General features: G+C 30.8%; 12 protein-coding genes. 6 read left to right on the forward strand and 6 right to left on the reverse strand.

Annotated elements, in window-relative coordinates:
* Positions 1–36 precede the first annotated feature (36 nt).
* The 4 genes from P2G10_RS00810 to P2G10_RS00825 form a co-directional block, all read right to left on the reverse strand.
* Positions 37–486 (reverse strand): S1 RNA-binding domain-containing protein, encoded by a 450-nt coding sequence (locus tag P2G10_RS00810; RefSeq protein WP_218773076.1) that lies wholly within the window; start codon positions 484–486, stop codon positions 37–39.
* A gap of 1 nt (position 487) precedes the next feature.
* Complete coding sequence (menD, locus tag P2G10_RS00815; RefSeq protein WP_275314842.1) at positions 488–2140, reverse strand: 2-succinyl-5-enolpyruvyl-6-hydroxy-3-cyclohexene-1-carboxylic-acid synthase; 1653 nt, start codon at positions 2138–2140, stop codon at positions 488–490.
* A 276-nt stretch (positions 2141–2416) separates the two neighbouring features.
* Positions 2417–3070 (reverse strand): fructose-6-phosphate aldolase, encoded by a 654-nt coding sequence (gene fsa / locus P2G10_RS00820; RefSeq protein ID WP_218773078.1) that lies wholly within the window; start codon positions 3068–3070, stop codon positions 2417–2419.
* A gap of 65 nt (positions 3071–3135) precedes the next feature.
* Positions 3136–3936, reverse strand: coding sequence for an SDR family oxidoreductase (locus P2G10_RS00825; protein ID WP_275314843.1), 801 nt, complete (start codon positions 3934–3936; stop codon positions 3136–3138).
* Positions 3937–4032: 96 nt separating this feature from the next.
* On the opposite strand from P2G10_RS00825, the gene P2G10_RS00830 reads away from it, so the two are divergent.
* The 6 genes from P2G10_RS00830 to P2G10_RS00855 all read left to right on the forward strand — a co-directional run bounded on the left by P2G10_RS00830 (position 4033) and on the right by P2G10_RS00855 (position 12348).
* Positions 4033–5679 (forward strand): M1 family metallopeptidase, encoded by a 1647-nt coding sequence (locus P2G10_RS00830; protein ID WP_275314845.1) that lies wholly within the window; start codon positions 4033–4035, stop codon positions 5677–5679.
* A gap of 623 nt (positions 5680–6302) precedes the next feature.
* A complete protein-coding gene (gene hglS, locus P2G10_RS00835; RefSeq protein ID WP_275314846.1) occupies positions 6303–7730 on the forward strand; it encodes a 2-oxoadipate dioxygenase/decarboxylase HglS in 1428 nt (475 codons plus the stop codon).
* A gap of 66 nt (positions 7731–7796) precedes the next feature.
* Positions 7797–8255: an Lrp/AsnC family transcriptional regulator gene (locus tag P2G10_RS00840; protein WP_255554307.1), complete on the forward strand. Its 459-nt coding sequence runs from the start codon at positions 7797–7799 to the stop codon at positions 8253–8255.
* Complete coding sequence (locus P2G10_RS00845; RefSeq protein WP_218773082.1) at positions 8255–8905, forward strand: Dph6-related ATP pyrophosphatase; 651 nt, start codon at positions 8255–8257, stop codon at positions 8903–8905. Before P2G10_RS00840 ends, P2G10_RS00845 begins: the two co-directional genes overlap by 1 nt.
* A gap of 20 nt (positions 8906–8925) precedes the next feature.
* A complete protein-coding gene (locus tag P2G10_RS00850; protein WP_275314847.1) occupies positions 8926–11841 on the forward strand; it encodes an FAD-binding and (Fe-S)-binding domain-containing protein in 2916 nt (971 codons plus the stop codon).
* Positions 11842–11904: 63 nt separating this feature from the next.
* Positions 11905–12348 carry a hypothetical protein gene (locus tag P2G10_RS00855; RefSeq protein ID WP_275314848.1) on the forward strand — a complete coding sequence of 148 codons (444 nt, stop codon included), beginning with the start codon at positions 11905–11907 and terminating at the stop codon, positions 12346–12348.
* Between the two features lie 63 nt (positions 12349–12411).
* Here the strand turns inward: P2G10_RS00855 and P2G10_RS00860 are convergent, their stop codons facing one another.
* Positions 12412–13275, reverse strand: coding sequence for an OmpA family protein (locus P2G10_RS00860; protein WP_275314849.1), 864 nt, complete (start codon positions 13273–13275; stop codon positions 12412–12414).
* A 70-nt stretch (positions 13276–13345) separates the two neighbouring features.
* Positions 13346–14275 (reverse strand): citrulline utilization hydrolase CtlX, encoded by a 930-nt coding sequence (ctlX, locus tag P2G10_RS00865; protein ID WP_275314851.1) that lies wholly within the window; start codon positions 14273–14275, stop codon positions 13346–13348.
* Between the last annotated feature and the right edge of the window lie 8 nt (positions 14276–14283).

Consider the following 14283-nt stretch of genomic DNA (forward strand, 5'->3'; position numbering starts at 1 on the left):
TAATTAAATCGCCGTTTTTATTTTGTCTTTGTTTGCTTATTTTAACAACTCAATTCTATCTTCTTTTAAAACAATTTTCTTATCCTTATACAAACCACCAATAGCTCTTTTAAAAGCTTTTTTACTCATTTGCAATCTAAACTTAATTGATTCAGGAGAGCTTTTATCAGTAAGCATTAAAAAACCTTTTTCATCTAACTTTCTAAGAATTACATCTGCATCTGTATCAATTACATTTCTAAAACCTTGAGGTCGTAAAGAAATATCAATCTTACCGTCTTCTCTGATGTTTTTAACATAACCGTAAGTTTCCATACCTTCTTCGATATCTTGATACACTTCGTTATTAAATAACAAACCTTCAAATTCATCATCAATTAAAACAGTATATCCTAATGGAGTTTGTTCAATAATTTTTAAATTTACCTGATCTCCTTCTTGTAATCTATTTTGTGAATCCTCTTGTAATCCGTCTTCTAATTCCATTTTATAAGTTTTTAAAATAGTTCTTTAAAACTACGTCATTTATTTCTTTCGGAGTAAAAATCTCCATTATTTTTGGATGATTTGATGTTTTATAAAAATCCTTCAACCCAATATTTAATTCTTCTAAATTAGAAACAGCCATATAATTAAAACTATACATTTTTGCCAAATGCTCAGCAGTTAAGCTATGCGGAGTTTCGAAATACCTTGCCGCATTGGTTGACAAAGGCCCGGGAATTACTCTAAAAATCCCACCTCCATCATTGTTTAATATAATGACCCTAAAGTTTTTCGGAATATTAGTATTCCACAAGCCATTACTATCGTAAAAAAAACTTAAATCTCCGGTTATAAAAACTGCAGGTTCTTTATCTGCAAATGCAGCTCCTACAGCTGTACTTGTACTTCCATCAATTCCACTTGTACCTCTGTTACAAAACACGTGCAAGGTAGCGTTTAAATTAAACAGTTGAGAATATCTAATTATCGAACTATTGCTAATTTGCACCTGATAATTATCAGGAATAAATTTTAAAACAGCTTCAAAAGATTTTAAATCAGAATATTCGCAATCAGCTAAATAATGATCATGTTTAGCGTTTCTATCTTTATTTACAACTAACCAATCTTTTTGATAGTTACTTTTTATAATGTTTTTTTTACCTTCTATTTTTTGTAAAAAATCAACAGGCTTTTCTTGTATAAAATCAGACAAACAATGATAGGTGTCCATTGCCGTTAACTCATCAATATGCCAATGCTGTTTTGGTTGATGCTTTCTTAAAAACTGTTTTATTTTTTTAGAAATCACCATTCCTCCTAGAGTTACTAGAAGATCGGGTTGTAATTCTAAAAAGTCAGTTTCAGTTAGCGGAAAAATAAGTTTATCAATCGCATTGATAAATTTTGGATGGTATAAGTTTGAAGTTGTTTCTGTTAAAATCAACACTGATTCATCTTCAACAAACCTATTAAGTATATTTTGTAATTCAGCATCCGGAAAATTACTTCCCACTAAAATCATTTTTTTAGTGGATGCATTCCAAATTTCAACTAGTTTTTGATAGTTAACAGATTGCTTTACTTCGTTCGCAATGACGTTCGGAAAATTAAATTCTTTTAAATCATCAACCGTTTCATACAACGGTTCATTAAAAGGAACATTAACATGTACCGGTCCTTTTTTAGTAATCGCCGTTTGCAATGCATCTACTATTAAGTCAGTATTCTTTTCTAATTGATTTTCGTCCTCTACTAAATTTGCAGAAAACAAAATATGATTTTCAAACACATTTTCTTGACGAATGGTTTGTCCGTCGCCAATATCAATTAAATGTTTAGGTCTATCCGCAGAAATTACAATTAGCGGAATATTGCTATAAAAAGCTTCTGCTATCGCAGGATAATAATTTAACAACGCCGAACCTGATGAACAAATAATTGCCACCGGCTTGCGCTTTTGTTGTGCTATTCCCATGGCAAAAAAAGCGGCACAACGCTCATCAACAACACTTAACGTTTCTATCCCTGGATGATTTGAAAACCCTATGGTTAACGGAGCGTTTCTTGAACCTGGAGAAATTACAACCGTATCAATATTATATTGATTACAGGCTGAAATAACTAATTGAGCAAGTTCTTTTTTTGGATACATTCTTTAAATCTTTTTAAGATTTAAAAGTTATTAGTGTTTAGTAGTTAGTTATTAGTGAGCGCCAAAAACTAAAATAAACTAAATACTAAAAACCATTCTTAATTTTGTTATTTTCTACTAAACAAGGTTAGCCCTGATTGAAACGGCATCCTTTTTTATTTTTCATAAAAAAGATATAGTGAAAAGCAGGAAATAGCTTCTAATTATTTTTAACCTTTAAATTATTAGTGTTTAGCAATGAGTTCGTCCTAACAACTAAACACTAATAACTATTTTCTAGTTTCCTTTTTTATAATCTTCTAAAAACTTTGCTAAACCAATATCAGTTAATGGGTGCTTTAACAAACCTTCAATAGCACTTAAAGGACCTGTCATTACATCAGAACCTAATTTAGCGCAATCAATAATATGCATTGTATGACGCACAGATGCAGCTAAAATTTGTGTTTCGAACATATAGTTATCATAAATTTGACGAATTTCTGAGATTAAATTTAATCCGTCTGTAGAAATATCATCTAAACGCCCAATAAACGGAGAAACATACGTTGCGCCGGCTTTTGCTGCCAATAAAGCTTGACCTGCAGAAAACACTAACGTTACGTTTGTTTTAATTCCTTTTGATGAAAAATATTTACACGCTTTTATTCCGTCTTTTATCATTGGTAATTTTACCACGATTTGAGGATTTAAAGCAGCTAAAGCTTCCCCTTCTTTTACCATTCCATCAAAATCTGTTGAAATTACCTCAGCAGAAACATCACCTTCTACTAATTCGCAAATTGCTTTGTAGTGGTTTATAATGTTTACTTCTCCTGTAATTCCTTCCTTAGCCATTAAAGACGGATTTGTGGTTACACCATCTAAAATACCTAAAGCTTGTGCTTCTTTAATCTGATCTAAGTTAGCTGTATCTATAAAAAATTTCATGTTATATATATTATATGATTGTGTTCTAATTTATTTAAAATCCTGCTTTCTAAAGCCTTGCAAATTTACAATTTATAATGGTTCATCAACAGCTTTTCATAAACTTTATCTGGTAAAACTCGTTTTAAAACAACTGAGAATTTCTCCATAAATCCGCCTATTTTATAATGAATATTAGGATTTTTTTTCTCTATAATTTGATGAATTACTTTTGCCATCACTTTCGGATCCATTCCTGAATTTACATGACCATCCATTAAAGCTAAATTCTCTGTATACGCCTCTTTATATGCTGAATTTTCATAAACCGGTGTATGAAATCTTCCTGATGCAATATTGGTTGCAAAATCTCCTGGCGCCACATTTATTACTTTAATTCCAAAACTTTTAACTTCCATACTTAAAGCTTCCGTTACCAATTCTAAAGCACCTTTACTTGCTGAATAAATACCTCTAAAAGGTAATCCCATATAACCTGCTATCGAAGTAACGTTTATTATTGTTCCCGATTTTTGCTTTCGCATTTGGGGTAATACAGCTTTAGCCACATCTATAACGCCGAAAAAATTAGTATTAAAATTAGCACGCATTTCATCAGTAGGAGTATCTTCTATCGATCCTGTTATTCCCTTACCTGCATTATTAATTAGTACATCTATTTTGCCTTCTTTTTCAATTACTGTACTTACTGCAGAATCAATTATTTTAGCATCCGTAACATCTAAAACAACCATATTAAAAGGTACTTTTACTTTAGCAGGATTCCTACTTGTACCGTAAACTGTATAATTTTTAGCGTGTAAATAAGTAGCAATTGCTTTTCCTATTCCAGAAGAAGCTCCTGTTATTAATATTACTTTCGACATTAATTTTTAATTTTATACAAATATCTTAAAGTTCGCTATAATAAAAAAAGACTTTAAACACTTATATTAGCAACTCGTTGTAAGAACACAATCGTTATGAGTAAAAAATCAATTTTTAGTATTTTATTTTTTCTAATTAGTTTTAGTTTATTAGCACAAACATCGTTATTCGAACACACTAAAACATTTACAAAACAAGATTCACTTCGTGGATCTATAACTCCAGAAAGAGTTTGGTGGAATTTAACTTACTACCATTTAGATATTACCGTAAATCCTGACAAAAAATTTATCAACGGAAAAAACACGGTACAGTATAAAGTTTTAAAACCTCACAATGTTTTACAAATTGATTTGCAGGCTCCCTTAAAAATTACAAAAGTAATTCAGAACGGAAAAAAATTAAAAGTAGTTACCGACGGAAATGCGCATTTTATTCATTTAAAAGACATTCAGAAAACTGGAAGTATAAATTCGTTAGATGTGTATTATGAGGGACATCCGAAAGTTGCAAAAAATGCTCCGTGGGATGGCGGATTTTCATGGAAAAAAGATGAAAACGGAAATCATTTTGCTGCTACCTCTTGCCAAGGTTTAGGCGCTAGTGTTTGGTGGCCTAATAAAGACCACATGTATGACGAAGTAGATAGCATGGCAATTAGCGTACGTGTTCCTAAAAACTTAATGAATGTTTCTAACGGAAAATTACGTAAAACAGAACAACATAAAGACAATACAACTACTTATCATTGGTTTGTAAATAATCCGATTAATAATTACGGGGTAAATGTAAATATTGGTGACTATGTACATTTTTCTGAAAAATATAATGGTGAGGACGGAATGCTTGATATGGATTATTACGTATTGCGTGATAATTTAGAAAAAGCAAAAAAGCAGTTTAAAGATGCTCCAAAAATGATGAAAGCTTTTGAGCATTGGTTTGGAAAATATCCTTTTTATGAAGACGGATTTAAACTTGTAGAAGCTCCGTATTTAGGAATGGAACACCAAAGTTCTGTTACCTACGGAAACAAATATATGAACGGATATTTAGGTAGAGATTTATCAGGAACAGGCTGGGGTTTAAAATTCGATTTTATTATTATTCACGAATCTGGACACGAGTGGTTTGCTAACAACATTACCAACATTGATATTGCTGACATGTGGATTCATGAAAGCTTTACTGCCTATTCTGAAAACTTATTTTTAGATTATTACTACGGTAAAAAAGCATCAAAAGAATATGTAATCGGAACTCGTAGAAGTGTTCAGAACGATATTCCTATTATTGGTCAATACAATGTAAATAGTGAAGGTTCTGGAGACATGTATTATAAAGGAGCCAACATGCTACACAACATTAGAACCTTAATTAATGATGATGAAAAATGGCGACAAATTTTACGCGGATTAAACACTGTTTTTTATCATAAAACCGTAAATACTAAACAAGTTGAAAACTATATTTCGCAACAATCCGGAATTGATTTAAGTACCATTTTTGATCAATATTTACGTACTGTTAAAATTCCTGTTTTTGAATATAAAATAGAGAACAATAAGCTTTCTTATCGCTGGAATAGTGTTGTTGCTGATTTTAATATGCCTTTAAACATTTTTGTTAATGATAAAAAACAACAGTTAAATCCGACTGAAAAATGGCTAACTATTAGCATTAATTCTAACGAAATTATAGTTGATGACAATTTTTATGTTAAAAGCAAAAAAGTGAAGTAAGTTTTACAAAACAACTGTAGAAACACCAACTATACATTATTTAACACCAACTACACAAAACGACTTATAACACTGCAAAACAACCAATTAAAACATGTAAATTTGTTTAAGGGAAATTTTTAACACAAACTATTACATTATGGCTAAACAATTACACAAGTGGGGACTAGGTGTTTTTAATACAACAATGAGTCAATTATCAGAATTAGGGAAAGCAGCAAGTTATGCTATCAATAATTAATTAAAAGTAAACTATAAAAAAACATCCATTTTGTATAAAATGGATGTTTTTGTTTTTACAAGAAACTCCAAACCTTCTTCATATTTTACCTCCTAAAATTCTATCTACAAAATTAATTAGAGATAAAGTTTTTTTCTCATCGCAAAAACCATAATTTATCTTAAAAACATTTATTCATCTCATCGTCTAAAGAGTACTTGTTTTATAAAAAGTCAAATTGATTTTTTAAAATCTCTTTTTTAATTAAAATTATTTTTCTTTTAAAATAAACACATTTTTAAAACCAAAACAACACATAAACAACCACTATTAAGTGAAATCAATTTTTAAAACATAAATTAAAGATTAAATTTATTTATTTTGCGTTAAAATTAAACAAATTATGTCATCAATAAATACTGTACAAAGTTTAAAGACTGAAAAGACATTTGTCTCACCCGAATACATTCGTAATCGCTTCTCTAAAACGATGTCTGATATGTATAAAAATGAAGTACCTCTTTACGGTGAACTACTCGATTTAGTTCAGGAAATTAACAACAATGTTATTTCAGAATCTAAAGAAATAAAAGAGCAATTAGAACGTACTGGTGAAATTACTCGTTTAAATATGGAGCGCCACGGAGCAATTCGCTTAGGTAAACCATATGAGTTATTTACAATGAGACGCCTATTTAAAGTTATGGGAATGTTTCCTCTTGGCTATTATGATTTAGCTTCCGCTGGTGTTCCTGTTCATTCAACAGCGTTTAGAGCTATAGAGAACACAGCACTTAACCAAGCTCCTTTTAGAATTTTCACTTCTTTATTACGTTTAGACCTAATTGATGATGATAAGCTGCGTACTAATATTGAAACTATTTTAGAAAACCGTCAAATTTTCACTATAAAAGCGCTGGAATTAATTGACAAATCTGAAAAAGAAAATGGTTTAAATAAAGAAGATGCCGATACTTTTGTTCAAGAAGCGCTAGAAACTTTTCGTTGGCATGAAACTGCTACAGTAGATCACGAAATGTACGAAGCATTAGTAGGTCAGCACAGATTAATTGCTGATGTGGTTGCTTTTAAAGGCCCTCACATCAATCACCTAACACCAAGAACTTTAGATATTGATAAGGTGCAAAGTTCTATGGAAGCTCGCAATATTACTCCAAAAGATATTATAGAAGGACCACCAACAAGAAAGTGCCCAATTTTATTACGTCAAACAAGTTTTAAAGCTTTAACTGAAAAAGTAACTTTTAAAGGTAAAACAGGAACTGAAAAAACAGGAGAACATAAAGCTCGTTTTGGAGAAATTGAACAGCGCGGTGTGGCATTAACCAAAAAAGGACAAGACTTATATAATGAGTTATTAGATAAAACACGTAAAACAATTGGTGGATCTCCAAATGCTGAAAATGCTTTAAAGTACAACCAATTATTAAAAGAAAATTTTAAAAAATTCCCTGACACCTATCAAGAACTACAATCAGAAGAATTAGCCTATTTCCATTACTTTACTACTGATAAAATAAAAAGTTTATCAAAAGATAAAACGCATACAAAATCAGACGTAAACCAATTATTAAAAGATGGTTATTTAACTACTGAACCAATGGTTTATGAAGATTTCTTACCCGTAAGTGCAGCAGGAATTTTCGCTTCAAACTTAGGTACAGATGATGCCGAACGAGAATATGAAGAAACTTCTAATCAATTATTATTTGAAAAACATTTAGGAGAATCTGTGTTTAAATTAACAACTTGGTATGAAAATACACAAGACAAAACGATTGAAAAGTGTTTAGCTCAAATAAATGCTTAACTTTAAAAAAGTTGGTGTTTTTTATAATTTGAACTCATACTAATAGAATATAACAAAATCATTCTTTTGAAAAATCAATTTGATTATATAGACAAGCAGATATTATTAAAGTTACGGTTAGACGCTCGTAAAGCATACTCTCAAATAGCTAAAGAATTAAAAGTTTCAAATTCTTTAGTACACCAACGTATAAAAAAACTTACCGCTGAAGGTGTTATAAAAAATGCCGAATTTGTTTTAGAGGAAAACAAATTAGGTTACAAAACAAAATCTTATACTGGCATTCGTTTACGAGAAGCTCGTTTTGCAAAAGACGTAATGTATGAATTAAAAAAAATCCCAGAAATTACCGAATGTAATTTTGTATCGGGTATTTATGCTATTTTTATATTAGTGTACGCTACTGACAATGAACATTTACAAAAAATATTGTACGATAATGTTCATTTAATAAATGGTGTTGCAGGGACCGATACTTTTATTTGTTTTGATACTTGCTTTAAGAGAAATATACCCATAGAATAATGACAAATAATAGAACAGCAGTTTTATGGACAGGAGGAAAAGATTGTGCTTTGGCCTTTTTTAAAGCGCAACAAGCAGGTTACACAATTACACATTTAATAACCTTTGCTCCTAAAAACCCTGACTTTAAAGCACATCCAATTCACTTGATAAAAAAACAAGTAAAAGCTATTGGCATTCCTCACTTATTACTAACAGTAACAGCTCCGATAAAAGAAAGTTACGAAAATACTATCCAACAATTAAAAAAAAATTATAAGATTGATACTTTAGTTACTGGTGATATTGATGAAGTCGATGGACATACTAATTGGATTGAAGAGTGCTCGCTAAAATCTGGCATGAAAGTATATAATCCTTTATGGAAAAAAGAAAGAATCTATATACTAAACGAATTAATTACGAATGATTTTACAGTAATATTTTCATTAGTAAAAAAAGAAGATTTAACTAGCGATTGGATTGGTAGAACTCTTGATAAAACCGCTATTAATGATTTAAAAAAGAAATTAAATATTGATATTTGTGGAGAAAATGGAGAATATCACACTATGGTTTTAAATGCTCCTTTTTTTAAACATAAAATAGTAGTAAACAAAGTTCATGTTATTGAGAACGATAAATACTACTATTTAAAAACAATATTGTAAACCTTTTAGGTGCTTAGATAATGGCAAAAACAACACAATTACTAGATTTAGAAAAGAGTTTAAAAGGTGAATTATTTTTTGATGATTTACACAAAACTCTATATGCCACAGATGCTTCAGTTTATCGTAAAATTCCGCTAGCTGTAGCTTATCCGAAGGATAGTGAAGATCTTAAACTTTTAATTGATTTTGCTACAAAAAACAACATCACTTTAATTCCGAGGGCTGCAGGAACTTCACTTGCAGGTCAATGCGTTGGTGATGGAATTGTTGTTGACGTTTCTAAACATTTTACCAATATTTTAGCTTTTGATGAGCAGCAAAAAACCATCACTGTTCAACCAGGAATTATACGAGATGATTTAAACAGGTTCTTAAAACCTTTCGGATTATTTTTTGGCCCAAACACCTCAACTTCTAACCGCTGCATGATTGGCGGTATGGTGGGGAATAATTCATCAGGAAGCACTTCTATTCGTTACGGAGTTACACGCGATAAAGTGTTAGCTATCGAAGGATTATTATCTGACGGAAGTAATGTTCTTTTTACCGAAATTACTTCGCAAGAATTCAACCAAAAAAAAATAGAGAACTCTTTAGAAGGTACTATTTACAGAACCATTTATACAGAACTTTCTCAAGAAGCAATTCAACAAGAAATAATAAATGAATTTCCTAAGCCAGAAATTCATCGTAGAAATACAGGTTATGCAGTAGATGAGTTTTTAACCTCTGATTTATTCGGTGGAAATGAACCTACTATTAATACCGCTAAATTTTTATCTGGTAGTGAAGGAACTTTAGTTTTTTCAACCGAAATCACCATTCATTTAAACGACTTACAACCTACTTATAGCATTATGGTTTGTCCGCATTTTACGAGTATAAATGAAAGCTTAAAAGCTACCGTAACCGCTATGAAGCACAAATTATATGCGTGTGAATTAATGGATAAAGTAATTTTAGATTGCACCAAAAACAATAGAGAACAAGCTAAAAATCGCTTCTTTTTACAAGACGATCCTGAAGCTGTTTTAATGCTAGAGGTTTCTGCAAACACTATTGAAGAAGCAGAAACACAAGCAGACGAATTAATAAAAGATTTAAAAGCAAATAACTTCGGGTATCATTATCCGAAAGTATATGGAAATGACATTGCCAAAGTGCATCATTTAAGAAAAGCCGGATTAGGTTTACTTGGTAATATTGTGGGAGATATGAAAGCCGTTGCTTGTATTGAAGACACTGCAGTTGCTTTAAATGACTTACCAGAATATATTGAAGAGTTTACCCAAATAATGGATAAATACCAGCAAGATGCCGTGTATTATGCACATGCTGGAGCTGGGGAATTACACTTACGCCCGATATTGAATTTAAAAAAGCAAGAAGATGTTGTTTTATTTAGGAAGATAACAACTGAAACGGCCCAACTTGTAAAAAAATATAAAGGTTCGTTTAGTGGTGAACATGGTGACGGAATTGTACGTGCAGAGTTTATTCCATTAATGATTGGCGATAAAAACTACGAATTATTAAGACGAATAAAAAAAGCTTTCGATCCGAATAATGTATTTAACAAAGGAAAAATTACAGATGCTTTTCCGATGGATAAAAACTTACGTTATGAAATCGACAGAAAAGAACCTGTTATAAAAACATTACAAGATTTTTCTGAAAGTGAAGGTATTTTAAAATTGGCTGAAAAATGTAACGGTTCTGGTGATTGCCGTAAATCTCCTGAAGCTGGCGGAACATTATGTCCGAGTTACAGAGCTACAAAAAATGAAAAAGAAACTACACGAGCAAGAGCCAATATGTTACGTGAAGTTTTAACAAATAATACTGCCGAAAACAAATTCGATTCTAAAGAATTAAAACAAGTCTTAGACTTATGCTTAAGTTGTAAAGCTTGTGCTACAGAATGCCCAAGTAATGTTGATATAGCTTCTATGAAAGCTGAGTTTTTATATCAATATCAAGAAACCAACGGTTATTCTTTTCGTAGTAGTTTATTTGCAAATAATGCAAAATATAATAAATTAGGAAGTAAAGTTCCTACAATAACAAACTTTTTAACCAATACATTATTGGCTAAAAAAATAATGGGAGTTGCCATACAACGCTCGGTTCCTAAATTAGGAAAGCAGCCTTTAGATAGTTGGTTAAAAAAACAAATTGCCACTTCGAGCGCAGACGAGAAGGCCTCTAAAAAAATTGTTTATTTATTTAACGATGAGTTTACTAATTTTTACGATGCCGAAGTTGGTAAAGACGCTGTAACAGTTCTAAAAAAATTAGGATACGAAGTAAAATATAATAAACACGAAGAAAGCGGTCGTAGCCATATTTCTAAAGGATTTTTAAAAGAAGCCAAAGAATTGGCGAATAAAAATGTTGCTATTTTTAAAGATTTAATTTCTGATGAAGCTCCACTAATAGGAATAGAACCTTCTGCTATTTTAACTTTTAGAGATGAATATATTCGTTTAGCTGAAGATAAATCATCCGCAGAAAAAATAGCTGAAAATGTTTTTACTATTGAAGAGTTTCTAGCTTCTGAAATTAAAAAAGGTAATATTAACACCTCTTTATTTACTTTAAAAAGCAAGAAACTTAAAATTCATGGGCATTGTCATCAAAAGGCATTATCATCAACACACGCTAGTTTTACGATGTTAAATATCCCGAAGAACTACAAAGTTACTATCATGAACACTGGTTGTTGTGGTATGGCGGGTAGTTTTGGGTACGAAAAAGAACACTATAAAGTAAGTATGCAAGTTGGTGAAGACACCTTATTTCCAAAAATTAGAAACTGCACTATAGAAACAGAAATTGCTGCAGCAGGAACGAGTTGTCGCCATCAAATTTATGACGGAACCAAGCGCATTGCTAAACACCCAATTACGATCCTAAAAGAAGCCTTTATTTAATTAGTTGATTTTCATGTATTTATTTTGTATTTTTAAGCATATGTTAATTTAAAACACCATGTTATGAGTAGTACTAAAATAATAATTAACAATGCTTTATTAATTTTTGCAGGGATCGTCGGCTTTTTTCTATTGATGAAAGTTTTAGGTTTAGATCATGTTTCAGAATTACGTTTCTTAAACTTTGCCTTTGTTCTTTGGGGAATAAACAATGCCATAAAAACGAATATCAATGCAAATAAAGAATCTTTATATTTTAATAATTTTTCTGTTGGTATAGGAACCTCTATTGTTGCCGTTGGATTTACGATTATAGGCCTAATATTTTATGTAGATTTCATAAACCCTTCTCTTATAAATATTTTAGAAGATTCTGCTTTCTGGGGACAAAATTTAAGTCTTGGTTTAGTTGTATTCGCTTTAGCTATTGAGGGAATTGCTTCTTCAGTTATTTGTTCTTTTATTTTAATGCAATATTATAAAAACTATAAGCCAGTAATTATTTAATCAATTTAAAGCACAAAAAAACCTCCGATTAAGATCGGAGGTTTTTTTTAAAAGTCTTTTATACTATGGCTGAATCACCTCTTCTTCTGCTAATAAACCAAAAAACTTATCTAAATTAGGTAAAATAACAATTTTAGTCCTTCTGTTTCTAGCTCTATTTACGCTTGTTTTATTATCTACTAAAGGTAAAGATGAACCTCTACCCGAAGCAATTAATCTATTAGGATTTACGCCATATTTTTTTTCTAAAATACGAACTATTGATGTAGCTCTTTTTACACTTAAATCCCAATTATCTTGTATTACATCATTATGAATTTTTCTTGAATCGGTGTGTCCTTCAATCATTACATCCATGCTTGGTTCTGACTTGATAATCTCTGCTAACTTCTTTAACGTTTTGTATGCTCTACTATTCACCTTATAACTAGCGGTTCTAAATAGCATTTTATCTGAAATAGATATCATTACTACCGTTTTATCGATATTTACATTAATATCGTCAGAGTTTTGTAACTCAGGAACATTGATTGATTTTTTAAGTTTATAAGAAACTGCTAAATCCATAGAATCCTTTAATGTTTTAGCTTCTGCTAATTCAGCAGCATCAACATTTGCTAAAGTTTTACGCATTTTAACTTTCATCGAATTAGATATTACAGCTCCTTCAACCATATCTAATTTTACATCATTTTCTTCTTTAAGGTTTGAATTGATTCCTTTTAAAGAGTTTATTTTGGTATTGTAGTTGTCTACTCTTTTTTCAATTTTAGCAAACTTAGCTTCTAGTTCTTCTTTTTCTAATGCTGTTTTCTGAAGAGTACCTTTAGTGTTGGTATATCGTTGTTCTAACTCAACATATTTTTTTTTAGAAACACAAGATGTTGCAATAATTGCGACAGTTAATAGAAGGGATATTTTTTTCATGATTGATTATTTTTAATAGTTTAAGTAATGTTAAACGTATTATTATCTCTTATAGTATAAACAACCCTTGTTATTTTAAAAATATCTCTGCCATCATACAACGTGCACTTCCGCCTCCACAAAATTCTATTGTATCTAATGGTGAATGAATAATTGCATTGTGCTTTTCTATTTTTTGTAACTGTTCTTTTGTCAAGGACTTATATGCTGATGAGCTCATTATTAAATAACGTTGGTCATTAGCCCCTTTTACTTGTAACATATTACCGGCAAACTGATTTACTTGCTTTTCGGTAATAGTTATAATTTCTTTTCTATCAGATTTTAAATGTTTTAACACATTTTTCTTTTCTTTTTTATCATCAATAGCTTCTAAACAGATGATAGCAAAACTTTCTGCCACACACATCATTACATTCGTGTGGTAAATAGCTTCTCTTTTTTCGTTTATAGTTTGATTTGCTGTAAATAATACGGGTGTGTATTCAAAATCTTCACAAAATTCGATGAATAATTCTTCATCCGCCCTTGGCGATAAAGCACAGTATGCTTTGTTATTTGTACGATCTAAAACCATACTTCCGGTTCCTTCTAAAAAAAGACCTTCTTCTTCGGCTGCAGAATAATCAATTACATTTTTAATTTCAAAACCTTTTTCTTCTAATATTTCTAATATATCTTCTCGTTTTTCTAAACGCCTATTTTCAGCAAACATCGGATAAATAGCAACATCTCCGTTTTCGTGAAAAGAAATCCAGTTATTAGGAAACAAAGCATCTGGTGTATCTGGTTCTTTAGTACCTTCAACAACGATAACGTTAACACCTACAGCTTTTAACTTAATTACAAAAGCATCGAATTCTTGTTGTGCTTTTGCATTAATTGTAACGGGCAGCATACCAGACAATTCTTGTTGGTAATAATTATTTATAGCTGTTTGCTCGTTCATTCTAAAACTAACCGGACGAACCATTAAAATAGTATTGGTAGTTTGTTGCATACTCTTAA

The sequence above is a fragment of the Tenacibaculum bernardetii genome (assembly GCF_029125915.1).
GTDB lineage: Bacteria > Bacteroidota > Bacteroidia > Flavobacteriales > Flavobacteriaceae > Polaribacter > Polaribacter bernardetii.

Excerpts from the sequence above, each read along its gene's own strand:
- menD (WP_275314842.1), bottom strand. The coding sequence starts at position 2,140 with ATGTATCCAAAAAAAGAACTTGCTCAATTAGTTATTTCAGCCTGTAAT.
- P2G10_RS00830 (WP_275314845.1), top strand. The coding sequence starts at position 4,033 with ATGAGTAAAAAATCAATTTTTAGTATTTTATTTTTTCTAATTAGTTTT.
- P2G10_RS00810 (WP_218773076.1), bottom strand. The coding sequence starts at position 486 with ATGGAATTAGAAGACGGATTACAAGAGGATTCACAAAATAGATTACAA.
- ctlX (WP_275314851.1), bottom strand. The coding sequence starts at position 14,275 with ATGCAACAAACTACCAATACTATTTTAATGGTTCGTCCGGTTAGTTTT.
- fsa (WP_218773078.1), bottom strand. The coding sequence starts at position 3,070 with ATGAAATTTTTTATAGATACAGCTAACTTAGATCAGATTAAAGAAGCA.
- P2G10_RS00825 (WP_275314843.1), bottom strand. The coding sequence starts at position 3,936 with ATGTCGAAAGTAATATTAATAACAGGAGCTTCTTCTGGAATAGGAAAA.
- P2G10_RS00850 (WP_275314847.1), top strand. The coding sequence starts at position 8,926 with ATGGCAAAAACAACACAATTACTAGATTTAGAAAAGAGTTTAAAAGGT.
- P2G10_RS00860 (WP_275314849.1), bottom strand. The coding sequence starts at position 13,275 with ATGAAAAAAATATCCCTTCTATTAACTGTCGCAATTATTGCAACATCT.
- P2G10_RS00855 (WP_275314848.1), top strand. The coding sequence starts at position 11,905 with ATGAGTAGTACTAAAATAATAATTAACAATGCTTTATTAATTTTTGCA.
- hglS (WP_275314846.1), top strand. The coding sequence starts at position 6,303 with ATGTCATCAATAAATACTGTACAAAGTTTAAAGACTGAAAAGACATTT.
- P2G10_RS00845 (WP_218773082.1), top strand. The coding sequence starts at position 8,255 with ATGACAAATAATAGAACAGCAGTTTTATGGACAGGAGGAAAAGATTGT.